Origin of the sequence: Shewanella sedimentimangrovi, from assembly GCF_017354965.1 — a bacterium.
GTDB lineage: Bacteria > Pseudomonadota > Gammaproteobacteria > Enterobacterales > Shewanellaceae > Shewanella > Shewanella cyperi.
The window spans coordinates 1,761,645-1,786,546 of record NZ_CP071502.1 but is presented as its reverse complement, the minus strand read 5'-3'; the positions used below and the strand labels follow the sequence as shown (position 1 = coordinate 1,786,546).

Sequence of the window (24,902 nt, the reverse complement as noted above, 5' to 3'; positions counted from 1 at the left end):
GCCTTTAAAACTTGGCGCTTAAGGCCCGCAGTTGCGTCAGGGTTTGTGCCAGCTGCACCGGGTCCAAGTCCCGGGCACAGTCATTGGCCCAGGGAATTTGCCGCTGCTCCATCGCATTCAATAAGGCCATCCCCTGAGGAGTCACGGTCAGCAGCTTGGCCTTCTTGTGCGCCGGGTTGTCGACAAAATCCAGCATCCCCAGGGACTGCATCTCATTGGCAAGCCGCTGCACTCCCTGACGACTTTGTCCCATGGCATGTGCCACCTGAGACACAGTCATTGGACTGTCCGTGCTGGCCAGGGCACCCAGCACCTTCCAGCGGGCACTGCTCATGTCCTGATCGCGCCCCAATCTGTCCCCCTCGGTGGCCAGCAGCCCCGACAGCTTGAATACTTCGAGCACAATTTCGGTAAACAGCTGGCCTTCGGTTGTACGCTGCATCTTTATTCCTTCCACACTCATTCCTTCCAAACCCATTTCTTGCGAGCCCAAGTTGACAACACATTGTCATGATTGACACCGCCAAAGCAACATGACAACATGCTGTCACAATTGACAGCTTATTGTCATATCTTATCCCGAGAACGGCCCCGCGTCAGCAGCGCCTGAGGACATAGCCAATGAAAAAGACACTCCATATCGCCGCAGCCTTATTAGCGACCCTGTGCATTGCGAGCTTCTTTTTAAGTTCACTGGTGGTGGAGCTATTTGGGACCCAGGCGCAAATCGCCAATATCAAGCACCTGATAGTCACCCCAGGGCTTTGGGTGTTGATCCCGGCCATGATGCTCACCGGGGTCAGCGCCCAAACCATGGGACGCTCGGGAAGTCTGGTAAGGCAGAAACAACACAGAATGAAAATTATCGCCATCAACGGTCTGCTTGTACTCCTGCCCTGCGCTTTGGTGCTCAAGCAGCTGGTCACATCTCTGGACACAGGCTTTTACCTGCTGCAAGCAGTGGAACTCCTGGCCGGTGCCACTAACCTGGTGTTGATGAGCTTGAACATACGCGACGGCCTCAAACTTAGCGGCCGGCGCAAACAGGGGCCTCGTCAGCCATTGGCGGCCAATTAACTATTAGTCGGCAACAAAAAGGAGGAGAGATGTCCGAAGCCGTGATCCTTATCAACCCATTCACAGTCCCCGCGGGTAAGCTGGAACAAGCCATTGCCTATTGGGAACGCCACCGTGACTTTATGCAGCAGCAGCCTGGCTACCTATCCACGGCACTGCACCGGTCGCTGAGGCCTGACGCGACCTTTGAGCTTATCAATGTCGCCAACTGGGCTTCGGAAGAGGCCTTTTACCAGGCTGCAGCCAAAATGCGCGCCGCATTGGGGCCGTGCGAAGTAGAAGGGCTCAGCGGCGATCCGGCGCTGTATCGCATAATACGCACTTGAGTCACTGAGCCTCAGAAAATAGACGCCGGAGCTTACCGGCGTATTTCACCAGGAATCTTCCGACTGACTGGTTTCCAGCACCTTTATCTCCCTTTCCCCCTAAAGCGGCCGGCTTTCTGCCACAGGCTTATACTTGTTCATGAATATAAAGTGATAAGCACAGCCAGACGCCTGATGCTCTGTGCCATTTGGACATAGTTACGTGGAGGAGACATGTTTGATAAAGACGCTTTTATCCAGAACTGTATCAGTGCCAGAAAAGACAGCGCCGATGCCCTGCGTGAGCTGATGCAAAACGCCGTGGCCAGACCCCAGGGCCTGTTTGCCGCCTTCGGTGAACCGCTGCATGCGGGCATTGTGCCGCTGTACCGCTCGGCCGAACTCACCATCATCCACTTTGTCTGGGCCCCCTGCATGAGTCTGATGCCCCACAATCACCAGATGTTTTCGGTGGTCGGCATCTATTCAGGCCGGGAAGATAATATCTTTTGGCGCAGAACCCCCGGCAGCATAGAGGCCAGCGGCGCCGCTTCCCTGGGCGCCGGCGATGTCACAGTGCTCGGCAGCGATGCCATTCATTCGGTACTCAATCCCATAGGCAAGATGACCTGTGCCCTGCACGTCTATGGCGGGGACTTCTTCGCCCCCGAACAGCCCCGAAGCGAGTGGGATCCCGAAACCCATCAGGAACAGCCCTGGGACGTGGTCAAGGTGAAAAGGTTGTTCCAGGAGGCCGAGGACAGGTTTAATCAAATCCCCTCCCGTTAATGCTGTGTGCCGTTAATGAAAAGTCCCCTCAGGCCGGGGCAAAGCGCAGTGCCAACAACCCCAGGCCATCGGTCAGGGTGTGGGCCACAATATTGGTCCACAGATCCCGGCGCCACAGATAGAGCCCGGTCAACATGGCGCCGGCTATGGCTACAAAAATCAAATGTCCCGCAGACCAGCTTTTGGCATGCACAGCCACAAAAAAGATCAGCGACAACAAAGCGCCAAGCTGTCTTTGGTCGAACAGGGTTCCCAACCGTTCCAGCAGATATCCGCGAAACAGGACTTCCTCCACAATGCCGGCCCTCAGGGCCAGGCCAATAACCATCCAGGGCGGCAGCGCTTTGAGATCAAGGCTGCTCATCTGCGAAGGATCCAGTCCCACCGCCTTCAGTAGACCCTGCACCATGGGGTATAGGAGCAACAGCACCACACCGGCAACCAGGCCCCAGCCAAGGCTGGCCCAGCGCGGCTTGCCCAAGCCCATACTGGACCAGGGAGAGTGCTCGCCGAAACGTACCAGCAACAGCAGTGCCAGTGCCAGCAGCCAGAAACAAAGTTCACTTATGGCTACGCCCACTGTTTGACCGGCATCTGAAAACCAAGACTGGGGACTGAACAAGGCCAGCAGCGTCGGCACCCCGAGTGCCAGCGCCAATCCTGCCCAAAGAGCGCTGCCCTTCATGGACTTGGTCAGATTGGTCCCACCCTCAGGGGTATTGGAATAAGTGGTACTCATAAGCTTCCTCGACAAAACGCTTGATGTTGACAGTGACAACATGAGACCATGCAAATGTTGTCACTGTCAACATAAATTGGAACCATGACCAAAACGCCTGAACGAGACAAGAAAGCCAACTACCACCATGGCGACCTGCGTACTGCCCTGGTGCAGGCCGCCAGCGAAATACTGACCAGCGAAGGACCCGATGCACTAAGCCTGCGAGGCGTAGCCGCCCGGGCCGGGGTGTCCCACAACGCCCCCTACCGCCATTTCGCCGACAGACGAGCCCTGCTTTCTGCCGTAGCCAGCGCGGGATTTCGCGAACTGGCGCATAGGCAGCGCAGTCACAGCAATGACCCCGCAACCAACCTGACCGAGGTGGGCCGCAGCTACCTGCAATTTGCTCTGGCACATTCGGCCATGTACCGGCTGATGTTTATGTCGGATATTCTGGAGGCCAACCCGGATCCCGATATCGCCCGCATGTCGCGCGAAGCCTTCGAGACCCTGCGTCAGGCCATCAACGCGCTGCTGCCTGACTGCCGACATACCGGCGCCCTTTGCATCATGATGTGGTCGCAACTCCATGGACTGGCGCAAATGCTGCTGGAAACCAGGCTCAGGGATTGGATGCGCGATGGCGTGAATGACGACGCCATGATAACAGCCGCCTGCACCACCCTGCCCGAGACCATTAAGCATGCCGCCAGTTTACTGGCAGCCAAGGCTCCTGCACAGCAAGGTCTCAGCGGTTAAGCCGCAGATGGACTTTATGATGTAAATACCCTTGCCCAGAGGCAGGCTGGGCACCCCCAGCTGGATACCCAGGACCTTCTACCGACGGCACGACCGTTATCTTGTGTTCTGTCCTGACATCCAGCATCTGATGCAATTAATCACCTGCCGTGGGCTTTCGCACTGCCACACCCGTGACACGCCGTAAATACTTCCCTGTAGGCTCACCGGCGACGTCCATGTCGCCGATGGTCACTGGTGCGGCAGTGCTTGTTCAAAGGTGTTCCACTCCGGCAAAGGTGTGACCTTTGACTAAAGACAAAAAGCGATTCCATTTTTTGCTTGCCCAGTTACAGCAAACTCTGCCAAGATACTGATTCAAGGAGATAAAACTAAGCTAAGGGACGAAGCACAGTACTTCAGCCCGTGCGGTAGCCATGTCTTTTATTGGGTAAGCTTCAGCCAGCAACACACTCAGCCCAAACGGTCCAACGGACTAACTGTTCCGGCATAGTGTTGCCCCAGCACGTGGGTGTATATTTGAGTTGTCTTGACGTCGTTATGGCCCAATAGCTCCTGTACAGTGCGGATGTCGTAACCTGCTTGCAGTAAATGGGTTGCGAATGAATGACGAAAGGTATGGCAATTGATCTTCTTTCGTATGCCGGCGGCACGGACGGCAGGTTGAAGTGCTTTACGTATGGCACTGTCGTGAAGATGATGACGACAAATTTCACCTGTAATGGGATGAGGACATACGCCTGTACTTGGAAATATGTACATCCATCCGGGATCGCGAAATGCGTTTGGATACTTCAACGAAAGCGCGGTAGGCATAGATGGGCCAACATTGTTTTGATTGTCTTTCCGCTGGATCTGAAGGCTGTGTTCAATCTGTTGTGGCAACCAAGATAGGCAGCTTCGACTGAGTAAGGTTTGACGGTCCTTATTGGCCTTTCCATCTCGAACCGTTACAGACAAGTTCTCCAGGTCCACATCTTGGATCCTGAGCCGCAGGCATTCGGTGACACGAAGTCCACTGCCGTAAAGCATTTGAACTACATGTAATGCTACACCCTGTAGCTTGGCCAGGATCCGTGTCACCTCAGTTACTGTTAACACTGTTGGCAAGTGCCGCTGTTTGGTTGCCAAAGAAAAAGCCAGGTCGCCAAGTTCGGTCTGTAGAAACTGCTGATAGAGATAGACCAAGGCGTTCAAGGCGACTTTTTGAGTATTTACCGCAACATGCCTTTGAGCAGCGAGATAGGTTAAAAACGCAGTTACATCTTCAGCACCCATGGTTTCAGGATGCCGTTTTTGGTGAAACAGGATGTAAAACTTAATCCAGTGCAGGTAAGTACGCTCTGTGCGCAAACTATAACCTCTCAAACGCATGCTGTCCCGAACTGCCAAAAGGAAGGGGCTGTTACTCATAATTCACCTCAACCAATAACTGTATATAAACACAGTGTTATTGGTTGTGACGAAAATGCAAGCACGCTTTGCAAATCTGCATGGCACGGATTGCAGTAGTCATTAAAATTAATGACCATTTAAATCAAAAGCTTGAATAAATAACGGATTTGAATAACAGGCCGTTAAAAAGTGCAAAGCGTGCCAGCACGCTTTGCTTGTAAATTGATGTGGACAAAATCCACTAACCAGATGAATAATCGGTGAATTATCCGGCACGCTTTTCACTGGTCTGAGGTGATAAATGAGCCGGCACACTATACAAATGTTAGGGCTCAATCACACAAGTTAGTACAAGGATGATTATAAATGTTGGAGCAATACTTATTTCTACTGCCAATCGCTACGCTGTTACTCATTGGCGCGATGACACCAGGCCCTTCATTTATCTTGGTTGCGCAAACAGCCATATCAAAATCTAGATCTGAAGCCATGTGTATTTCTATAGGTTTAGGTTTGGGGGCAAGTACATTTGTATTTATTGCCTCAATGGGGCTCATTGCACTTTTTGACGCTGTGCCTGAGTTTTACGTAGCATTCAAAATTCTTGGTGGTCTATATCTATGTTGTCTAGGGGTGAAAATGTGGCGTGCGAGCAAAAACAAAGTTGTTTCTGCTGACGCAGAGCTAACTAGCAAACCAGCTCATTTTAAGGCGGTAGTTCTTGGCTTGGCGACACAGTTAAGTAATCCAAAGACTGCAATTGTATTTAGCAGTGTGTTTGCAGCCATGTTACCCGTGAAAGTTCCTGTTCATACAACATCAATATTAGTTGTTGGTGTGTTTGTCTTAAGTTTTTCTTGGTACTTCCTAGTTTCTATTTTGCTATCAAGTCCAAAGGCTCAAGCCAGTTATTTACGATTTAAGTCCTACATCAACAAAGGTTCAGGTGTATTAATGTGGTCAATGGGTAGTAAGTTTGTTGCTGAGAGTTTCAAGCCCTAACAAGTGACTGTGGCATTCCGTCAATATTTATTACGCCAATTCAGGTGATTCTTCGCCCCACCGAGTCCCGTTTTTCATCATGGTGTTGAGAGTGACCAAGAGCTTTCGCATGCAGGCTATCAATGCCACCTTGGGCAGTTTTCCCTGGGCCTTTAAATGTTCATAGTAGCGTTTGAAAACCGGATTGCACTGGATGGCTGACATCATGGCCATAAACATGACGGTTCGCACCCTGGCTCGACCTCCGCGAATACGGCGTTTACCTGTGTAACTGCCGCTCTCGCGGCTCATGGGGGCAACGCCTACCAGCGCGGCGATTTCTTTGCGATTGAGTTTGCCAAGCTCGGGTAAGTCGCTAAGTAAGGTGTATGCCAATACCTTGCCTACCCCGGGAACGCTGGTCAGTATGTCGGCTTTTTCACGCCAGCCTTTGAATTGCATGACCAGGGTATCCAACTGTTTGGTGAGTGTGTCTATCTGCTTTTCAAGGCTTTTAAGCATGGCTTTGATAGAAGCGTGTAGTGGCTTTGGCAGGATTTGCAGGCGATTTTTCTCCATGGTGGACATCTCCAGTAATTGGGTGCGCCTGACGAGTAAGTCTTTGACTAACCTGGATTGTTCATCTGGAATGGGCTTGATTTCTGGCTTGAGCGTGGCGCCAAACTGCGCAAGGACGCCGGCATCCAGTTTATCGGTTTTGGCCAGTACGCCTATCGCCTGAGCAAAGCGTCTGACCTGAATGGGATTGACCACCACGACCGGCAATCCGGCTTTATCACAGGCAAACACAAAGGCGTGTTCATAGCGGCCTGTGGCTTCAGTGACAATGCGACTGATGCGATGGGATTGCAGTAAGACAATCACCTTTTGGATTTCTGCTGCTTCATTGGCAACGGTGAAATACAGATTCAACGGGTAAAGCATGATGTCGAGTTTGGACTTGCTGACGTCTACTCCGACTGTGATTTCAGATTGGATTTCCGTGGTATTCATAATAAGCTGACTCTGCCTTGCTATACGGGCTCGAGGCCCCGATGACTGTTCGAGTTGTCGCTAAAGAGTCATGCAGCGCTGCACACTTGTTACCGGTCTCTCGCAAGAGGAGCCTGCGCTAAATCGAGCTGCTGCATGAAGGCCCTCAATGGCCGTTGAGGGTGGGCCTCAATTTACCCAAAAACACACGGAATGAACCATACAAGGCGCTGCTGTCGGACAAATTTTCCGCTGTGCTCCAAATTTGCCACAGAGCGCGGCGTTATAGGGCTACCATGAAATTTATTATTTTACTGATAGTTTTATTTTCACCACTGGTTAAGGCTAATGATTGCATTAGGGTCGGAGAAGACGGATACGATATAAAATTTCCTGAAGGAATCGCAAACCTTTCCATCAATGGAGATAAGATGGCCTACTGTGCGAAGTTTAAAATTTCACCGAATCAGCTTTCGGATTGGCTAAAGGAATGTGGTTTAACTATGGATGCAATTAACCATGGTGGTGAAATTTATGAATCAAACGTTCCGGATGGTTTTATTACGATTCTCAATACGGGAAAGGACAATGTTGTGTACATTGGAGTCACTAATACAAAAGAATATATAGACTTTAAAGACCATATTGGAGTACACCGTAACTGCGCCCTATAACAAACACAGGCAGGCTGCTCCGGCCCTACGGGCCTGCGCGGGACGGCCTACGCTACGCTTCGGCCGCCCCTGCTGTGGGCGTTAAGCGCTATTCGAATAGGAGCCAATTTTGGGGCCAGTATTTCAATTAGTTTTTGTAAGTATTCTTTATTTGATATTGGCGAGTATTCTAGGTTTAGCTTTTGTCTCCATCGCTAGGCTAGTTTCACTTCTGAAGCAAAAGAAGACTGTCGCTGTCAGTCAATTTTTTTGGTTTCCAATAAAGCTAGCGCCTTATTTTTTATTAGCAATTATTATTAACGTTGTAGTTTGTGAATTCATTAGAAAGGTTGACCCTCCATTAACGGATTACTGGTCGCTCCCAGTTAGTGGAGACCTATCTTTGGGCGCAATTGATGCTCCAGACAAATGGAATTTGTGGCCAAGCCCAGATGGCGGGGAAGCGATGGTCAGTGATATTGTCATGGTCGGCATAAGCAATGATGCAATTTTTGGCGAAACAGAATCTAATGGGTATTTCGTCTATAGGATAAAAACCGATCAAAGAATAGTAGGTTTATCTGAAGAGGGTTTAAAGCTGGAAATGAATATGGATCAAGGCGGTACACCGAATTTACTTCATCCATCTGAATATTATTACAATAACCGCAATTTGGGCGATTTAGCCACCTTATTGGTTATACTGGTCTACCCCTTGTATCGTTTCTATAGTATCTGTTATGCATTCTGGAAAAGAATTAGCAGCAGAAATAATGAGCATGTTGAGAGTCACGCTTAACAAACCGCTCCAGTCTGACGGCTGGTACTACGCGCCTTTTGTGTCACTCGCTGGCGCTCAAACACTAACACAAAATTCGCTCCATACCAGCCGCAGCTGAGCGGGGCGTTATGTGAAATGAATTACGAAACATGATTAATATAGATGAATCATTAAAAATGCTATCCAAAACCTATCCTGGGTTTAGAGATGCGTTCGCTAAAAATGCCGAATCTTGGATAAGTAATGATGGTGAGTTTCTCTATTATATTTTGATGTCAGACCTGTCAAATTTACTTATTAAGAATATATCTGAAGGCAATTACGAAAATACTGAGGAGCGATTTCTTTTAGTGGAAACGCTCTTAAGTGAAGGGGATGAATACGTATCAAATCTTATTTCTGTAGGTTTTCTGGAATCATTACAGAATCAAACAACCGTGGAGCCAAAATATTGGGCGCCACTTATAGGTCGACAAGCTGTATCTTTTTGCAAAGCTCGTGATGAGTTCCAAGGCATCAAAATTGAGCACTATAGGTAAATCACATAACAAAGCCAGCCACAATCGCCAGCAAGCTGGCTGGACTCGTTTCACTCGCCTGTGCTGGCGGCGTTAAGTGTCTATGAGAACTGATCACGACTTAAAACTAATGCAGTACGCTCAAGGAGCCCTTCTTGGAGAGGTTGCCCCTTCTTTTAGGGCAGTGTCTTTTCAGCTATCTCCAGACGGCGAAGACTTTGTTGCACGCTTTATTTTCGATGGTGAGCCTAGTGAAGATGCCCTGGAAGTCGCTAGCGTTGTACTGACAAACATTATTGCCAACTATTCAAGAAATCATCGCAGCTATAAGGAAGAAATGTTGACTATACCATACCCATGTCGAATGGAGCATCTTCCACTATTGGTTTATCTGCGTAACGAAGATGATTGGAATTCATGGGCAAAACTGTACAAAAACACTTAACAAGCAAAGGCAGCATCGCCCTGCGGGCTGGACGCGCTAACGCGCGCCGCTGCTTTGGGCGTTATGTTGCAAGAGGAGTGCACATGAAGTATTCATTTTTCCTGATTTTTTTTGTTTTAGTTGGTTGTTCCAGCACAGATAACGAAAATAGTAAATTTAGTAAGATGAAGCATGTTTATGGAAATACCTACTTAGATTCTGAAGGTAAATATCATCAAAAGCTCTCATCAGTGGAACAGAACAGGGTTTTGAAAGCACTCAAAAAAAGAGATGAAAAATATAATTTGCCTAGTAAATCAGAATACAATACATGCTTGGAATTGATTGATTTACTTAAAAATAGGGGGATCGAAATTCTATCCATAAAGGAAAAAGAAGTTGAAATAAAAGTTAAGCATAACGTTACTTCAACTTACGGCTTTCCAACTGCGTCTTGTATTAAGCCAAATGCAACATAATAAGCGACTGTGGCATTCCGCAGACTACAGGTGCTGATTGAGACGAAAGTACGCCGGCCAAGTGGCCGGCGTTATTATATGTAAATCACTGCAGTCGCCTTATTCGGCATCAGACTCAATCAAGGGCCTGTTGCCAATTTCAATCCGGCGGGGTTTGAGGGCTTCGGGAATTTCCCGCACCAAATCGATGTTGAGCAGGCCGTGTTCCAGGTAGGCACCTGTCACTGTCACATAGTCGGCCAGCTGGAATGTGCGTTCAAAACCGCGCTCGGCTATGCCCTGATACAGATATTTGCGTTCACTTGCCTTGTCCTGCTTGTTGCCCTTCACCAACAACTTTTCGCCTTCGCTGCTGATCTCCAGCTCTTCCATGGCAAAGCCGGCGACCGCCATGGTGATGCGGTAGCGGTTCTCGCCCAGGAGTTCGATGTTGTAGGGAGGATAACCGTTGTTGCCGTTGTTGGCGGCGGCATGTTCTGCCAGTTGTGCCAGACGATCAAAGCCAATGGCACTGCGGTAAAGTGGGGTCAAATCATAGTTACGCATAGTCTATATCCTTAATGTTTAAGCAATATAATCAGTTGGCCGACAATATCGCGCCGGTATCGGGCCCATTCGGCCCACAAGCGGCATCCCCGAAGGCGATGCCCGAGTCCTCATAGAGCGACTCTGGTACTGATATGGGGCTGGGGTAAAAGTTTTCAAGCGTCAAAAGTAAAAAAGCCACCCAAGGGTAGCTTTTTCGGTTGGAGCTTGTTACTGCAATTACAGCGCGGTCACTTCGCAACCCAGAGGGCTGTTGGAGTTGGTGTAAACTATGTCGCCCATCGGCTCATAGTCGGCAGCCACAATGGCTTCTTTGGCCTTGAAGAAGTTGTACAGCACGTCGGCATCCACATAACCGGTTTGGATAGGCGTCAGGGCTGGATAGCCGTCACCGCCGGCGGCGTTGAAGCTGGGTACGGTAAAGGTGTAGCTGTCGGTGTCGCTGAAATCCTTACCGTTGATTTCGCTGATGGCCACAGACTTGGCGGTACAATCCACTGTCATCTTAACACCGGTGATCTGGGCATAAGCGCCTGAACCACGTTGCATGCTGGCCACAACAGCCAGGTAATCGGCGACTTCAGCACCTGTCATGGTGCTCAGGGTTACTGTGTTGCCGAAAGGCTGCACAGTCAACACATCACGGTAAGAAATGTCACCGGCGGCGATAGAGGCACGCACACCACCTGAGTTCATTACACCGAAGTCGGCGTTGACTTGAGTGGCCTGAGCCATGGCGATCAGACGACCCAGGTTGGTTTGCTGACCACGGACCACGGCGCGGTCGCCTTCCAGCTTGGCGTCTGTGGTACCTATTACTTCGTCCAGTTTGCCCTGACCACGATCCTGGTAGTACTGCAGCAGATCTTTCAGCTCGGTATCGGGCTCAATCTTGTCGGCCACCAGCACCTTGCTCTTGTTGCCGGACTCGTCGACTACTGTCTTGACCAGGTTCACCGGGATCAACTTGTAAGACGCCAGGTGCAGTTCACCATTGTAGTATTCGAAATCGGCGCGACCCACATACTTGCCCCATTCGTGGGCCTGCATGATCCAGGTGCCGTTTTGTTGATCCGGGGTACAGTCGTCACCGGCTTGGAATTCGGCGTAAGCCGTGTTGCCGGCTTCCATACACACAGGGTTTTGAGAGTGACCGCCGACAATCAGCTGCAGGTCGCCCTGGTTCAGGGCGCGGGCCATGGCCACGTCACCTGGAGCATTGCTGCCGTTCTGGCCATCGGCATAGTGACCCATGTGGGTGGTGGCTATGATGATGTCGGCCAGCTTGCCGTCTTTGATTTCCTTGATGACCTTGGCCACTTCTTCTTTGGGATCGCGGAATTCCAGCTCGCTGATAAATTCAGGGTTGCCAATCTTGGCAGTGTCTTCGGTGGTCAGACCGATCACGGCCACTTTCACACCATTGAGCTCGAATACCTTGTAGGCATCGAAGTAACGGCTGCCGTCGGCTTTATAGATGTTGGCCGCCAGGAAGGGAAAGTCGGCCAAAGTGCGCTGCATATCGAGGATAGACAGTGGGTTGTCGAACTCGTGGTTACCCACAGCCATGGCATCGTAGCCTATTTTGTTCATGCCGATGAAGTCTGGAACCGCGTCTTGCAAGTCAGACTCGGGCACACCTGTGTTGATGTCACCGCCGGACAGCAGCAGTACTTCACCGCCATTGCTCTCTACTTCGGCACGAATAGCATCAACCAGAGCCTTGCGGGCCGCCATACCATATTCACCGTCTTTGTTTTCCCAGAAACGGCCATGGTTGTCGTTGGTGTGCAATACAGTGAATACCTTGCAGGCATCGCCGGCTTCGGCACAACTGGCAGGCACCTTAACCTCATTGTCACTGCCGTTACAACCGGCCAGGGCGGCCAATACGGCCGTGGCCAGCAGGCCTTTTACCAATTTCGCAGACATATAATCAACCCCTTGAATATTATGTTTTTACCATCATCTTATGTTTTGGCTGGAACATTATTCTTGTTCCGGGCGCAATAATAGCAACATTGACATGCGAATGTGGCAGAAATATGAACAAACGTGAGCTATGTGCATATTTTAAAAGCATTTAATTTCACGCTTTATGCATTTAAGAGAACAAGAGGCTGCGGGTAATGAGGTTAATATCATGTTGCAAGTTGGTTGTTTTCCGAGTCAGCAACAGAACACTCGGTAAAACCTGCATTTTTTAAAGGCATGCCGTTCTGGCGTATTGTTTCATAAAAAGAACGCACCCAGAGGGTGCGTTCTTTTTGATACCGTATTGAAGCCGGTTTTATTCGGCCTTGGCAAAGGTTTCCAGCAACCAGTTTGCTATATCTGTCAACTGGTTTGGCAGTACGCTGTGCGGCATGGGATAGGTCTGCCACTGCAGTGGATAACCGGCTTTTTTCAAGGCCGATGCCGCCATTTCACTGGCAAACAGTGGCACTACATCGTCCTCGGTACCATGTTGTTGCAATATCCTGGTGCCCGCATTGGCCGCACTCAATTGCTCCGGCAAAGCATCACCCTGAGGCAAATAGCAGGACAGCGCCATAATGCCCGCCAGACGCTCTGGAAAGCGCAATCCGGTAAACAGGCTCATGACCCCACCCTGGCTGAACCCCGCAAGAACAATGCGCCCGGCCGGAATGCCCTTGGCGATTTCGGCCTCAAGCAGCGCCTTTACCAGGGATTCGGAGGCCAACACCCCTTCCATGTCCGCCCTGTCGTGCAAATCCATGCTCTTGATGTCATACCAGGAGCGCATGACATAGCCACCGTTGATGGTGACCGGCTGCTCCGGCGCGTGGGGAAAGATGAAACGAATGGCATGATCTGCAGGTAACCCCAGTGCAGGAACCACGGGGGCAAAACCGGCACCTGAGTCGCCCAGGCCATGGAGCCAGATCACCGAGTAACGGGCTTCGACCTTGGGTTCGATAACGATGGCATTAATCAGCAGGGAATAGCTGTTGGCTGACATAGAAAACTTCCATTATTGAGATTCTGTGCGGCGGCCATGATAGCAGCCATGGTGACAAGTTGCAGGCCAATTCACCGAGCCGTTAACGGCCCTGCCCTTAAGCGACTGCCTCTAAGCGACAGCCCTCAGCGACAGCCCCTAAGCGACTGCCCTTTCAGGACGGCAAGGTGCCTGACGCTCATTCGGTCTCGGGCAAGCCGAGAAGTTCGCGGATCTCCTGAAGCTGCTCCGCACTCAACTTCAGTTGCCAGCGCACGGCGCCGGCGTCGGCGATGAGCAAACCGGCCTTGTGCAGCAAGCGCACATCTTCCACCAGGGCCGACAGGGCAACGGCACCCTCTGCCAGGCGGGCCTGCACTTCGTGGGGCGTTATGATTAGCTTTCCACCCGGGACTGGGATTACCATAGCTCACTACTTCACTCTAATTTCGAAAACGCTATTGTATCAGCTATCTGCAACGCTTGGCGCCTGGGTTGAAGCCCAAATCGGTGCCCCTATAACCGAAACCCATATCAATGACAGCGGTTGGAGCAATCTGGTCATCGAGATTAACCGCACCTGGGTGCTGCGCCTGCCCAAGGCCCTCTCGGACAGGCACTCGGAAACACCCCGGCTGGCGGATACCGCTCTTGAACTCGGAATACTCCAGATACTGGGACCAAGGTTGGCGGGTGTCGCGCTGCCACAGCCGCTGGCCAATTCTCTGACCATGCCCGTGGCCCCGGAAAAAGCATCTGCGCCGCCACCCCAGCCCGGACTCCTGTACCCGCGCCTGCCCGGCATGGGAATGAGCCCGGCTCGGCTGACCGATGACAACCTTGAGCTCGCCCGGGATCTGGGCCGGGTACTAGCCGCCATTCACGGCACCCGGCCCCAATTTCCGGGACTTGAGGCCTATCCCTACGGCGATGGGGATTTTTGGACCAGCCTCTGGCCCATGGCAATCCGGCAGCTGTCACAGGAGGCGCTCAAGCTTGCCGAGCACTATTTCCGCGATGCCCATGAGCGTGGGCTCGACGGCCGTCAGCTCAAGCCGGTGCTCTGTCATGGCGACTTCGGTCCGGCCAACTTGCTGCTGAAAGAGGCCTGTTCGCAAAGCCCCCCACGGCTTGGGGCTGTGCTGGATTTCAGTGATTGCTGTCTGCAGGATCCGGCGCTGGATTTTGCTCCCCTGCTGCGCCGCGCCGGCAAGGTCTTTGGTCAGCAGCTGCTGGCCAGTTACCGGCAACATCTCGGAGAGACAGCTTGGCAAGCTCTGGCGCCCGCCAGCCTGGCAGAGCGCTGCGAGTTCCAGGCACGGCGCAAGGCGCTGTTCGTGCTCTGGTATGGCGACAAATATGGCTTTCACAGTCAGGGGAGCCAGGACTTTCTCAGGAGCAGCTTTAGCAGTGGCTGAACAAAATTCAGCATCACCCTGTGCCTGAGTTCTGCCCCGCACCGGCCCCAGAGGGTATAATGCCGCGCCATAGACGATTGCAGGTTTGCCGCCCCGGGACCGCGTGCAAGCCGGGGCTAAGTTCAGCAAATAGCGTCCATTTAAAAAGTGATTTCACAACCAAAAGAATAATATGAATAATTTCAAAACCATCACCGGCTGCCTGGCAGCACTGCTGGCCCTGTCCCTGCCCTTATCGGTCAGTGCCACTCCCGCCCTGCCCTCGGCTACGCCGACAGCCTCTGAATCCCAGGCCTCAGCGCTTGCCTCAACCTCAATATCAGCCAATGACAGGCTCACCTTTGCCAACTACCGCGAGGTGAGTGTCAGCCATATAGCCATGGATCTCAGCCTCGATTTTGAACAGCAGCGCATCGAAGGCCAGGTGGAACTGAGCCTTGATTGGCACAGCGACAGTCGGCATCTGCTGCTCGACAGCCGTGGCCTAGACATCCACTCGGTGCAGGCACTGAACAGCGATGGCCAATGGCATCAGGCTCAATTCAGTCTCGGCGCCCACCATGGGGTCATGGGCGAGCCAGTGGAAATCCGGCTCAACGCCCGGGCGCCCAAGGTACGGATCAACTACCGCTCCGCGGAGGTGGCCTCGGGGCTGCAGTGGCTGAGCGCAGCCCAGACCCAGGGTAAACGCCAACCCTTTATGTTCAGCCAGAATCAGGCCATACATGCCCGTAGCTGGCTGCCACTGCAGGACACGCCGGCGGTGCGCAGCACCTTCAGCGCCCGCATTCATGCCCCCAAGAACATTACCGTGGTCATGGGCGCCGAGCGCACCGAGGCTGTGGATGGCGTGACTGTGTTTAATATGCCCCAGGCTATTCCCTCTTACCTTATTGCCCTGGCCGCCGGCGAGCTGAGCTTTGACGCCTTCGACGACCGCAGCGGTGTCTGGGCCGAGCCCGCCATGCTGGCCAAAGCCAAGGCGGAATTTGAGCAGACCCCGGAGATGATTGCTATCGCTTCCAAGCGCTATGGTGACTACCGCTGGGGTCGATACGACTTGTTAATCCTGCCCCCCAGCTTCCCCTTTGGCGGCATGGAAAACCCCAGGCTGTCTTTTATCACCCCGACGGTTATCGCCGGCGATAAAAGTCTGGTGAGCCTGATTGCCCATGAGCTGGCCCACTCCTGGTCCGGCAACCTGGTGACCAACGCCAGTTGGGATGACCTCTGGCTCAACGAGGGCTTCACCAGTTATGTGGAAAACCGCATCATGGAAGATCTCTACGGCAGGGAGCGGGCCCTGATGGAGCAAAGCATCGCCGTGGGTGAGTTGCGCGACGAGGTCAGCAGCCTCGATGGCGCCGATACCCGGCTGGAGGTGGATCTGGGGCAGCGGGATCCGGATGATGCCTTCAGCAGCGTGCCCTACACCAAGGGCCAACAGTTCCTGGTATTTCTGGAGCAGACCTTTGGCCGCGAGCCATTCGATACTTTTCTCAAGGGCTATTTCGAGCACCATGCCTTTACCAGCATCGACAGGCGGGAATTCCGTCGCTATCTGAACGCAGAGCTGTTGTCACGCTTTCCGGGCCGGGTAACAGAAACCGAAATCGAAACCTGGCTCCAGGGCGAAGGCCCGGGACCCGTCTTGCCCAACCCCGGCAGCCATGCCTTCGATAGGGTTGATAGGGATTCCAAGCTATGGCAAAACGGCAAGCTCAAGGCCAGTGACATAGATACCGCGGGCTGGACAGTGCACCACTGGCTGCACCTGCTGAACAACCTGCCGCGGGATCTCAGCCATCCGCAGTTGGCGGAGTTGGACACTCACTTCGGGCTCAGCCAACAGGGCAACAGTGAAATCGCCTTTTCCTGGTTCAAGCTGGCACTTGCCTGCGGCTATTATGAGGTCAAACCCGAGCTGGGCGCATATCTTGAGCACATAGGACGGCGCCGCCTGGTGGTGCCACTGTACGAAGCGCTGGCGGCGTCCAGCGAAAAGGCCTGGGCCCGGGACATCTTCGCCAAAGCCAAGCCAGGTTATCACCCGGTGACAGTGGCGAGCATAGAGAAGCTGCTACGTTAATCACAACAGCTCGAATACAAAACACAAAAAGCCCGGCAATGCCGGGCTTTTTTACAGAGATGACACCAGAGATCAGTGGTGATGACCACCCACGCCATGGGCGTGACCATGGGCGATTTCCTCGGCAGTGGCGTCGCGGGCATCGCTGATGTGCAGATCAAAGGTCAGCTCGCGACCGGCCAGAGGGTGGTTGATGTCCACTGTGGCCATGAACTTGCCGACCTTGAGCACTGTTACCTGACGCTGGCCCTGATCCGTGTGCACCACGGCGCGCATGCCCGGTTTCCAGTTGTTGGCACCCAGCAGGTGTTTCACGGAAACACGCTGCTCGGCGCCTTCAATGCGCTCACCGTAGGTTTCGCTGGCAGGCAGGGTCACGCTGAACTTGTCACCCACGGCCTTGCCTTCAATGGCCTTTTCCACGCCGGGCATCATGTTGTGATGGCCGTGCAGGTAAGCCACAGGCTCATGGCCCTCGTTGCTTTCCAGTACCTCACCTTTTTCGTCGCGCAGGGTATAGAAAAACTGCACTACCATATCGTCTTTAATGCTCATGGGATTCTTCCTGTTGGAGCCTGAAAGGGCGGCAGCTTAGCAAATCTGCGGCCGCGCCTCCAGCGCTATCGGGGCTCAGGCTTTTACCTGGGCGCCCGGTACTATGGTCAGATGTTCAATATCGGTCAGGACTTCCGGGTTGGCCAGCGCCAGTTGGCAGACACCGGAGCGGATCTGCTGTTTCGGACTGCAATCCACACTCCACTGGCGCAGCAAGTAACCCGCCAGAGCCGCCCGGCAGGGGATCTCAAGTTTGCCCTTCACCATGTTGAAATCCAGGGCTATGGCCTCCGGGTGTGCCAGCGATGGATGCGGCACCAGCACCAGGGTCACCAGTCGCTGCCAATAATCATCGGCCGCGGCGAGCTCATGCTGCTCGGGTTCCGGCCCCTGGCCGCTGATCCCCTTGATGCGGGTCACCACGAAATCACTGAACTTGCCACCCAAGCGGTCATAACCGCGCACATGCCAGCGCTGGCCATTGTTGACCAGGGCATGGGGCACGATTTCCCGCTGGCGCTCGCCGCACGAGGTGGACACGTAGTGGAGTTTCAGCGAAGCGCCCGCCTGGATGGCACGCATCAGGGCGGCAATAATTTCCGGTGAGGGATGAATAAGGGACACGGCATCAAGGCACACGGCGCTCGGACGCACAGGGTGTGACAAGCCGTCACCGAAGCCCCTTGCCAGGCCGTGCAGTATACTTTCGGGATCGTGTGGAAACAGGGCCTTGAAGCCGGGTAAACGATGGTAACTTTTGGTCTGGTGTACCAGCTGCATATTGGCCGGTGCCAGCTCGCGATAGCAGGCCAGATCCCGTGTGGCCGCCGCCAGGCCGGTGGCAAACTTGGCGATAAGATCCTGGCGACTTACTTCGCCGAAGTATTGCAAACTGAAATCGATAAAGGCCAGACGTTGTTTCTGGCCGTGATTGAGTTCATCCAGTGACATGGGGCACATCCGTTCACGCTTGGGTTAATAACGCATGGCCCGAAGTTACAAGCTCTTTTGGCATCAGGCAATCAATTTGAGTGCATCCGTTAAAAATCGAGCAAGTTACGGAAAAGCTTCACTATTCGGAAAGCACTTATTCGGTATGCACCTATTCTGTATGCACCTATTCTGTATGCAAAAGCCCCAAGGCTTCAAAGGTCGCGTCATCGGCAAAGCCGTCGGCGATAAGCCCCTTGCTTTGCTGAAAGGCACGGATCGCGGCCAAGGACTTGGCCCCCAAGACCCCGTCTGCCTTTCCGGCATCAAAACCCAGGGTATTGAGCTTATCCTGCAGGGCTTTGAGGCTGGCGCGGCTGCGTACCGGCTGCACCGGCGGTGCCACCGTCAGTGCCACTGCGCCATTGATCCTGTCGGCCAAATGCCCCACGGCAATGGCATAAAATTCTGAACGGTTCCAGCGCATGATCACATCAAAATTGCTGTAACCGATAAAGGCCGGCCCCTTGTGTCCTGCCGGTAGATACAACGCCGCCTTCATGTCCGCCACGGGTAATGGCTTACCCGAGGGCAGGGTCACCCCCTTGGCCGCCCAGTCGGCGAGAGGCAGTTTATGGTCCCGCCCCAGCTGGCTGAAATCGAAGTTTTTCGGCAGGGCCACTTCCCTGCCCCAGCGTTCGTTGCGCTGCCAACCCAGGTGCATCAGAAAGTTGGCAGCCGAGGTCAGGGCGTCGGGCACGCTGCCAATAAGATCGGCCCGGCCGTCACCGTCTCCGTCCTTGGCATACTTGCTGTAAGCCGAGGGCATAAACTGGGTGTGTCCCATGGCACCGGCCCAGGAGCCAATCAAGGCATCGGGTTGCAACTTGTTGCGCTCCGCCAGCGCCAGGGCCGTCAGCAATTCACCGGTAAAGTACTCACTGCGACGGGCATCACAGGCCAGGGTCGCCAGTGAATCCAGCACCGGCATCTTGCCCTTGTAGGCACCGAAGTTGGTTTCCAGGCCCCAGAACGCCAACAGATACTGGGGCGGAATGCCGTATTCCCGCTGCAATTTTTTCAGCAGCGGGCCCTGTTCCTTGAACATTTTACGGCCCTGTTGCACCCGCCAGTCGTTGATGCGCTTGCTGAAATAGCCTTCGAAGGTTTGGGTGAATTCCGGCTGGTTGCGGTCCAGCTCAATCACCCTGGGGACGTAGCTGAGTTTGTCGATGGCGGCCAGACTCTGGTCACCAAGTCCCTGCTGCTGCGCCTTGGTGTGCAAGGCCTGCAAACAGGCGGCAAAAGCCTGTGGATCATGGGGTGGGATATCACCGGCCTGGGTGTTGGCCAGTGTCTGGGCGCTCGTCGCCACTAAAAAGAGCGCGGAAAAAATACGGCTGAATTTCACTCGGGACTCCTTGCTTGCTCCTGCCAGGCTGCGAACGGGAAAATGAAGGTTCGCTACGCCAAAAGGCGGTGAGGCTTGTGTTTGAGCCCCATCCTGCAATAGCGGGGCAGCAAAGGCAATGCTTGGCAGGCAAATTAAGGCGGTAAAATTCCTTGGTGTTGCTTGTTTTTGCCGTATAATCAACAGCAATTTTCGGAATGAGAGAGTCCAAGATGAGCGAAATGAACACCGAGCTGGGCCAGTTTGTCAGCAATGTACAAGAAAGCCAGTTGCTTTGGGGACTGCAGGATGCGGGCGGTGAAGGCTGGGTTGTGTGTGATTCAAGCGAATACGAAGACACGGATGTAATGCCACTGTGGTCCAGCGAAGCGCTGGCCAAGAGCCACTGCACCGAGGAGTGGGCCAATTACCTGGTGGCCTCCATCAGCCTGGTAGAATTCCTCGAATACTGGGTGGAAGATCTGAACAATGACGGCGTGCTGATCGGTGTTGACTGGAAAGCCAACGAAGATTGTCTGGAGCTGGATCCGGTTGATGTCGCCAAGGCGCTGGCCGAGGTTGAAGCCGAATAAGCCCATGGCGAGTCCCGCGGTCGATATCCCTTTTGACAAGCGGTACAAGTGCTGGTTTTGTGAAGAGCCCTGCCGTGGGCTCTTCGACTATCCGGCCCCGCCCTTTTGCCCCCATCCCTCCCTTGCCGTGCCCGCCTGTGACGAGTGCCTGAAGTTGGCCCGTCAACAAGCTTTAACCTCGATTTACGAGTGCCGCCTGGCGGTCAAGGATGCACTGATGGCCCGCTATGCCAAGCATCTGGCCATCGGCAGCAACTGGACCAGGGAAGAGCTGGAGCAGTCGGAATTTGAGTGCAAGATCTTTGGCGGCTTTAAAAAAAGCGCCTGGTTCATGTTTGAGGTGGCCAGGGACAGGGTCAACGCCCGCGGATGGCCGCTGGCGCTCAATGGCATCCCCCTGGATGAGTCGGGATCCGATACCCGCTTCACTTTTGATGGGCTGGAATTTGCTTCGGTACTGGCAGCGGTACGCCATTACGTGGGGATTTGGAGCCTGGATAAGCAGTTACTGGAAACCTTGCTCGGCCTGGTGGGGCATGAACGCTTTGGCTATGCCCTGCGACTGTGCCGCTTGCATCTGGGGTCGACTCCCGCCATGAAGCAAATGCTTATCCGCGATGTGCGGGCCGAGTTGGGGCAGGCATAATTCCCACCCCATAAGCCCTGAGAGATCTCAGCCGAGTAAGTCCCGCAACCTGTCCTGCACCACTTCCACCAGCCTGTCGGGCTGGAACTTGGAAATAAACTTATCGCAGCCCACCTTTTCCACCATGGCATTGTTGAAGCTGCCACTGAGTGAGGTGTTAAGGGTAATGTAGAGATCGCGCATTCTGGGATCGCTGCGCACCTCGTGGGTCAATTTATAGCCGTCCATTTCCGGCATTTCGGCATCTGTGATCATCATCAGCAGCGCATCGGCCACATTGATGCCTTCATCACACCAGGATTGGAGCAACTGCAAGGCCTGCAAACCATCGTTGACTTCGATAATCTCCAACCCCAGTTGCGCCAGGGTATCACGCACCTGACGCCTGGCCGTGGCCGAATCGTCCACTATCAGCACCTGCCTGCCGGGCATGGCCTGCAGCAGGGATTGATCCAATACCCCGTCACTTATGCGCACGTTGTAATGAATGATCTCCGCCAGCACCTTCTCCACATCAATGATGGACACCAGCTGCGACATGCCCTGGTAATCAAGACGGGTAATGGCCGTCAGGTAGTTGTTGCGCCCCGCTGACTTGGGTGGCGGCAATATGTCACCCCAGGTCATGTTGACAATATGCTCCACCTTGCCCACCAGAAAGCCCTGCACGCTGCGGTTGTATTCGGTGATGATCAGGTTGGCATCGCCCCCTGCCGGTGCCGGGCTGAAACCTATGGCCCGCCGCAAATCGATGACAGGAATCGAGGTACCGCGAATATTGGCAACGCCTTTCACATGGGGGTGACTGCCGGGCATGGCGCTGAGCGCCGGCAGCTTGACCACTTCCTTGACCTTGAACACGTTGATGGCAAACAGTTGGGTACTGCTGAGCCGAAACAGCAGCAATTCAAGTCGGTTTTCACCTACCAGCTGAGTGCGTGAGTCCACTGAATCAAGAATTTTCGCCATAACCCTGTCTCTTTTCCCGGTACATAAGCCCGGGCTAAAAAATTGAACTGCAATGGATTATAGCGGCAAAGCCCGGGGCATAATATGGCCGTTACCCGGGTTTGGGCGCTGTCAGTGTGGTGCAGATCCCATTTTCAAATACTGTCTGCCACTGCCAGCGGCAAGCCTGGATATCCCCCATTCCAGCGCCTCGCTGGAGCTTATGGGCGAACCTGAGTCACAACCTTTTGCAGCAGCATTTGTCCCGCCAGGTTACAGAAATTATGCTGCCCCACCGGCGCAAAGCCACAGCGTCTGGCCTCGGCCAAAAATTGCTTGTGGTCGAAGCGGTTTTGCTGCGGATGGTCAAACAGCCGCCTGGCGATGGGATTGCAGATGGCACTGCGATAGAGATCCGTGAGCAGAAAATAGCCGCCGGGTGTCAGCACCCTATATACCTCGGCCACGGCCCCCTGCCAATTGGGAATGTGATGAAACACGGCAAAGTTGCATACCAGATCAAATGAGCCATCGGCAAAGGGCAAGGCCGTGGCATCTGCAGTCATGGCATTAAACCAGGGCTCATGGGCATACCGGTCGCTGGTGCTTTGCACCATGGTCGGGTCCAAATCCACCGCTGTGACCCGCTCGGCCCCGAGCCGGCGGCGGATAAAGTCGACCCCGTTGCCAAAACCGCAGCCTATTTCCAGCGCCGCGGCGCAGGGCCCCGGGCCCTTGTCATACAGTGACAACAACAAGGGGGCCTCGACCCTGTCCTGCAAAATACGCCTGGCGCGGGAACGCACCACGGAGCGTTCAAAGTCATTTAATTTCATTCCGCTTGTACCACCTTGGGATTGGGCCATTCACGACCGGAACCCTTTTCATCTGCACCCATCACCATGGCCGCCGGCACCAGGGAGGAGCCATGGTGCTCTATGATGGTCATGATGCCCAAATGCAGCTCGTGGGCCAGTTGATGATAGGTGGCAACACTGGTGGTGGCGAGATAAGCAAGCACCTTAAGCTCCAGACCAAATTGGCCAAAGCCTCCCAGGGTGACCTCAAGCGGTTGCTTTTCCACCATGGGGTGTCTCGCCAACAGGGCTTTGATGTCTGTGACTATGGCCTGGATCTGTTCACCGCCGGTGGCGTAATCGAGCCTGATGGCCGGATTGAAGCGGATCTTCTCCCGCTCCGACAGGTTTTCAATTTCCATTTCCGCCAGCTTGGCATTGGGTATATGCAGCACACTTCGGTCGAGGGTGCGAATACGGGTCAAACGCAGACCGATTTCCTCCACCCGCCCTTCCAACTCGCCCATTTTGCAGCGCTGCCCCACCTTGACCGGTGCCGAGGCATACAGGGTGACGGCACCAATGAAATTTTCGATGGACTGTTTGGAAGCCAGGGCCACCGCAATACCGCCAATACCCATACCGGCCAATATCGCTCCGGCATTGAAGCCCATGTGCTGCAACCACATCAGGGTCGCCAGGGCCAGCACAGTGGTACGGACAAGGTTACTCAGTGGCCGCAACAGGGCTGCAGCCTGTTTATTGCCGCGGGCCATCAAACGCTCGCGCCAGTGACTTTGAACCAGGCCGGTCAGGCTCCACAGCATCCACACCGAGGTCAGGGCGAGCAATAATCCGTTATCGGCAATGTCCCGGGTTGGCGCCGGCAAGGTGGTATTGCCAAGCGCCAGCTTGTACAGCAGCACAGCCAGCAAAAAACGCAGCGCACCACTGCTGAGACGGGCCAGCTCATAACGCAATGGCCAGCGGCTTCGCAGCAGCCATGCCCGCAGCAGCCAGGTCAGGGGAAGCACCACTATAAAAGCGCCGCCAAGCAGGCTGAGGATCAGCGCCCACTCCCACAGGTCGAGCATCAGCAGGCGCCCGGCGGGCACATGCCTGATATACCACTCCACCAGCGGACTGTAGCCCAGGGTGCGATACAGTTCGGGCAATTGGGCGACAGTGGCACTGGAAACCTTCCACACCCATGATGACTTACTGCCGGGCACACGTTGCAGCAGCAGCTCAACCTCCCGGCCTGCCACAGTCAGGGACGCAAAACTGTCACGTTCCGCCGTCTGACCATCATTGACCGCCCCTTCGGGACTGTCGCTGATCCGGGCCAGATCGACCCACAAATTCCTGTCGATAATCGCCAGCAGCATCATGGCGTATTCCGGCGCCTGCTGGATATTCATGCCGCGGGGCAGATAACGTAAGTCCAGGTATTTGGCCGCCAGGTTAAAATCCTCAGCGTCGGCCGCATGGAAAAAGCCCTGCAAGGCGCCCCTGGGTGTATCCCGATGCAAGGGATCGCGGTAATCGAAGTGGGCGTCAGCCCCCATGTCCCCGGCAATTTCCCGGTCGATTTGCTCTTCCTTTGCCACGGCCGTTATCAGGTCCGATTGGGCGGCATTGGCAGTGGCATTCGATGGCGATTCGGCCGTCGTTGCCATCCCCATGGCCAGCAGCCACAGCAGCATCACTGCCCCAAGCGACTTTTGCATCTTGTGTCCTTATGTGTTTGCGCTTTTGGCCCAGTCTAGCACCGAAATGGCACCAATACAGCCAACACTGGTCCGGCAACTGACTGGAAATTAAAGAGGAATCCCCTTTCATTAATCTGTCATCTGTCTGTGGGACTCTGGTGCACAACCCCGACAAGGATGCCGGGCCAATGGCCTGAGCCCTGCGGAAAAGTGCGATGCCAACCATCGCCAAGGCAACCCAATGTAAAAGGAGAGTGGCCATGTCATACAAGGCTGACGGTCATGATATTAAGGTGGCATTTCCGGTTGATGCGATTTCGGTAAACAAAAACTCCATCGCTTACACGGACGGCAAGGGCAAAAATCGTCAGACCTTTGCCCGGCGCAGCGAGGCGCAAAATTTTGTGAAGTGGCTGCTCAGCAGTAATCGTTGAATGGCCT

29 protein-coding genes are annotated in these 24,902 nt (G+C 53.9%); 15 read left to right on the top strand and 14 right to left on the bottom strand.

What is annotated here, in order from left to right; translation table 11 throughout:
- Positions 1-4 precede the first annotated feature (4 nt).
- Positions 5-442 (bottom strand): MarR family winged helix-turn-helix transcriptional regulator, encoded by a 438-nt coding sequence (locus JYB85_RS07640; RefSeq protein WP_207381713.1) that lies wholly within the window; start codon positions 440-442, stop codon positions 5-7.
- A gap of 179 nt (positions 443-621) precedes the next feature.
- Between JYB85_RS07640 and JYB85_RS07635 the strand changes: the two genes are divergently transcribed.
- The 3 genes from JYB85_RS07635 (at position 622) to JYB85_RS07625 (ending at position 2,171) form a co-directional block, all read left to right on the top strand.
- Positions 622-1,077 (top strand): hypothetical protein, encoded by a 456-nt coding sequence (locus JYB85_RS07635; RefSeq protein ID WP_207381712.1) that lies wholly within the window; start codon positions 622-624, stop codon positions 1,075-1,077.
- Between the two features lie 29 nt (positions 1,078-1,106).
- A complete protein-coding gene (locus tag JYB85_RS07630; protein ID WP_207381711.1) occupies positions 1,107-1,403 on the top strand; it encodes an antibiotic biosynthesis monooxygenase family protein in 297 nt (98 codons plus the stop codon).
- A 213-nt stretch (positions 1,404-1,616) separates the two neighbouring features.
- Complete coding sequence (locus JYB85_RS07625; RefSeq protein WP_207381710.1) at positions 1,617-2,171, top strand: cysteine dioxygenase family protein; 555 nt, start codon at positions 1,617-1,619, stop codon at positions 2,169-2,171.
- A gap of 28 nt (positions 2,172-2,199) precedes the next feature.
- On the opposite strand, the gene JYB85_RS07620 is transcribed toward JYB85_RS07625, so the two are convergent.
- Complete coding sequence (locus tag JYB85_RS07620; RefSeq protein ID WP_207381709.1) at positions 2,200-2,910, bottom strand: CPBP family intramembrane glutamic endopeptidase; 711 nt, start codon at positions 2,908-2,910, stop codon at positions 2,200-2,202.
- An 84-nt stretch (positions 2,911-2,994) separates the two neighbouring features.
- Here JYB85_RS07620 and JYB85_RS07615 point away from each other — a divergent pair, with 84 nt between their 5' ends.
- Complete coding sequence (locus JYB85_RS07615) at positions 2,995-3,651, top strand: TetR/AcrR family transcriptional regulator (RefSeq protein WP_207381708.1); 657 nt, start codon at positions 2,995-2,997, stop codon at positions 3,649-3,651.
- 453 nt (positions 3,652-4,104) lie between these two features.
- On the opposite strand, the gene JYB85_RS07610 is transcribed toward JYB85_RS07615, so the two are convergent.
- Positions 4,105-5,067: an integron integrase gene (locus JYB85_RS07610; protein WP_324032989.1), complete on the bottom strand. Its 963-nt coding sequence runs from the start codon at positions 5,065-5,067 to the stop codon at positions 4,105-4,107.
- 345 nt (positions 5,068-5,412) lie between these two features.
- On the opposite strand from JYB85_RS07610, the gene JYB85_RS07605 reads away from it, so the two are divergent.
- Entirely contained in the window at positions 5,413-6,048 is a 636-nt protein-coding gene (locus tag JYB85_RS07605; protein ID WP_207381706.1) for a LysE family translocator, read from the top strand.
- A 30-nt stretch (positions 6,049-6,078) separates the two neighbouring features.
- Here JYB85_RS07605 and JYB85_RS07600 read toward each other — a convergent pair whose 3' ends face one another.
- A complete protein-coding gene (locus tag JYB85_RS07600) occupies positions 6,079-7,041 on the bottom strand; it encodes an IS110 family RNA-guided transposase (protein ID WP_207379841.1) in 963 nt (320 codons plus the stop codon).
- Positions 7,042-7,316: 275 nt separating this feature from the next.
- Between JYB85_RS07600 and JYB85_RS07595 the strand changes: the two genes are divergently transcribed.
- The 5 genes from JYB85_RS07595 to JYB85_RS07575 all read left to right on the top strand — a co-directional run bounded on the left by JYB85_RS07595 (position 7,317) and on the right by JYB85_RS07575 (position 9,875).
- Entirely contained in the window at positions 7,317-7,694 is a 378-nt protein-coding gene (locus JYB85_RS07595) for a hypothetical protein (protein ID WP_207381705.1), read from the top strand.
- A gap of 109 nt (positions 7,695-7,803) precedes the next feature.
- The gene (locus JYB85_RS07590) at positions 7,804-8,472 is read left to right on the top strand and encodes a hypothetical protein (protein WP_207381704.1); all 669 of its coding nucleotides are present in this window, start codon (positions 7,804-7,806) and stop codon (positions 8,470-8,472) included.
- A gap of 131 nt (positions 8,473-8,603) precedes the next feature.
- Entirely contained in the window at positions 8,604-8,993 is a 390-nt protein-coding gene (locus JYB85_RS07585; RefSeq protein WP_207381703.1) for a DUF7674 family protein, read from the top strand.
- 82 nt (positions 8,994-9,075) lie between these two features.
- Positions 9,076-9,417 (top strand): hypothetical protein, encoded by a 342-nt coding sequence (locus tag JYB85_RS07580; RefSeq protein ID WP_207381702.1) that lies wholly within the window; start codon positions 9,076-9,078, stop codon positions 9,415-9,417.
- Complete coding sequence (locus JYB85_RS07575; RefSeq protein WP_207381701.1) at positions 9,390-9,875, top strand: hypothetical protein; 486 nt, start codon at positions 9,390-9,392, stop codon at positions 9,873-9,875. Before JYB85_RS07580 ends, JYB85_RS07575 begins: the two co-directional genes overlap by 28 nt.
- 99 nt (positions 9,876-9,974) lie before the next feature.
- On the opposite strand, the gene JYB85_RS07570 is transcribed toward JYB85_RS07575, so the two are convergent.
- The 4 genes from JYB85_RS07570 to JYB85_RS07555 form a co-directional block, all read right to left on the bottom strand.
- The gene (locus JYB85_RS07570) at positions 9,975-10,421 is read right to left on the bottom strand and encodes an Hsp20 family protein (RefSeq protein WP_207381700.1); all 447 of its coding nucleotides are present in this window, start codon (positions 10,419-10,421) and stop codon (positions 9,975-9,977) included.
- 219 nt (positions 10,422-10,640) lie between these two features.
- Positions 10,641-12,353, bottom strand: a complete 1,713-nt coding sequence (gene ushA, locus JYB85_RS07565) for a bifunctional UDP-sugar hydrolase/5'-nucleotidase UshA (protein WP_207381699.1) — start codon at positions 12,351-12,353, stop codon at positions 10,641-10,643.
- A 358-nt stretch (positions 12,354-12,711) separates the two neighbouring features.
- Positions 12,712-13,404, bottom strand: coding sequence for an alpha/beta hydrolase (locus tag JYB85_RS07560; RefSeq protein WP_207381698.1), 693 nt, complete (start codon positions 13,402-13,404; stop codon positions 12,712-12,714).
- Between the two features lie 178 nt (positions 13,405-13,582).
- Positions 13,583-13,810 carry a DUF3389 family protein gene (locus JYB85_RS07555; RefSeq protein WP_207381697.1) on the bottom strand — a complete coding sequence of 76 codons (228 nt, stop codon included), beginning with the start codon at positions 13,808-13,810 and terminating at the stop codon, positions 13,583-13,585.
- Positions 13,811-13,844: 34 nt separating this feature from the next.
- Between JYB85_RS07555 and JYB85_RS07550 the strand changes: the two genes are divergently transcribed.
- Together JYB85_RS07550 and JYB85_RS07545 are read left to right on the top strand one after the other, a co-directional pair.
- Entirely contained in the window at positions 13,845-14,801 is a 957-nt protein-coding gene (locus JYB85_RS07550; RefSeq protein WP_207381696.1) for a phosphotransferase family protein, read from the top strand.
- Between the two features lie 172 nt (positions 14,802-14,973).
- Positions 14,974-16,890, top strand: coding sequence for a M1 family metallopeptidase (locus tag JYB85_RS07545; protein ID WP_207381695.1), 1,917 nt, complete (start codon positions 14,974-14,976; stop codon positions 16,888-16,890).
- A 72-nt stretch (positions 16,891-16,962) separates the two neighbouring features.
- Here JYB85_RS07545 and JYB85_RS07540 read toward each other — a convergent pair whose 3' ends face one another.
- From JYB85_RS07540 to JYB85_RS07530, 3 genes are all read right to left on the bottom strand, one after another.
- Positions 16,963-17,445: an FKBP-type peptidyl-prolyl cis-trans isomerase gene (locus JYB85_RS07540; RefSeq protein ID WP_207319988.1), complete on the bottom strand. Its 483-nt coding sequence runs from the start codon at positions 17,443-17,445 to the stop codon at positions 16,963-16,965.
- 75 nt (positions 17,446-17,520) lie between these two features.
- Entirely contained in the window at positions 17,521-18,396 is an 876-nt protein-coding gene (locus tag JYB85_RS07535) for a helix-turn-helix transcriptional regulator (protein WP_207381694.1), read from the bottom strand.
- A gap of 166 nt (positions 18,397-18,562) precedes the next feature.
- A complete protein-coding gene (locus JYB85_RS07530; protein ID WP_407695888.1) occupies positions 18,563-19,729 on the bottom strand; it encodes a lytic murein transglycosylase in 1,167 nt (388 codons plus the stop codon).
- 269 nt (positions 19,730-19,998) lie between these two features.
- Between JYB85_RS07530 and JYB85_RS07525 the strand changes: the two genes are divergently transcribed.
- Together JYB85_RS07525 and JYB85_RS07520 are read left to right on the top strand one after the other, a co-directional pair.
- Positions 19,999-20,358, top strand: coding sequence for a DUF2750 domain-containing protein (locus tag JYB85_RS07525; protein WP_207319990.1), 360 nt, complete (start codon positions 19,999-20,001; stop codon positions 20,356-20,358).
- Between the two features lie 4 nt (positions 20,359-20,362).
- Positions 20,363-21,004 (top strand): hypothetical protein, encoded by a 642-nt coding sequence (locus JYB85_RS07520; protein ID WP_207381693.1) that lies wholly within the window; start codon positions 20,363-20,365, stop codon positions 21,002-21,004.
- A 27-nt stretch (positions 21,005-21,031) separates the two neighbouring features.
- On the opposite strand, the gene JYB85_RS07515 is transcribed toward JYB85_RS07520, so the two are convergent.
- From JYB85_RS07515 to JYB85_RS07505, 3 genes are all read right to left on the bottom strand, one after another.
- A complete protein-coding gene (locus JYB85_RS07515) occupies positions 21,032-21,973 on the bottom strand; it encodes a chemotaxis protein CheV (protein WP_207324058.1) in 942 nt (313 codons plus the stop codon).
- A gap of 200 nt (positions 21,974-22,173) precedes the next feature.
- The gene (locus JYB85_RS07510) at positions 22,174-22,788 is read right to left on the bottom strand and encodes a class I SAM-dependent methyltransferase (protein ID WP_207381692.1); all 615 of its coding nucleotides are present in this window, start codon (positions 22,786-22,788) and stop codon (positions 22,174-22,176) included.
- Positions 22,785-24,479 carry a mechanosensitive ion channel family protein gene (locus JYB85_RS07505; protein ID WP_228730227.1) on the bottom strand — a complete coding sequence of 565 codons (1,695 nt, stop codon included), beginning with the start codon at positions 24,477-24,479 and terminating at the stop codon, positions 22,785-22,787. The genes JYB85_RS07510 and JYB85_RS07505 overlap by 4 nt, the downstream gene beginning before the upstream one ends.
- A gap of 242 nt (positions 24,480-24,721) precedes the next feature.
- On the opposite strand from JYB85_RS07505, the gene JYB85_RS07500 reads away from it, so the two are divergent.
- A complete protein-coding gene (locus JYB85_RS07500; protein WP_207319995.1) occupies positions 24,722-24,895 on the top strand; it encodes a hypothetical protein in 174 nt (57 codons plus the stop codon).
- The last annotated feature ends 7 nt before the right edge of the window (positions 24,896-24,902 follow it).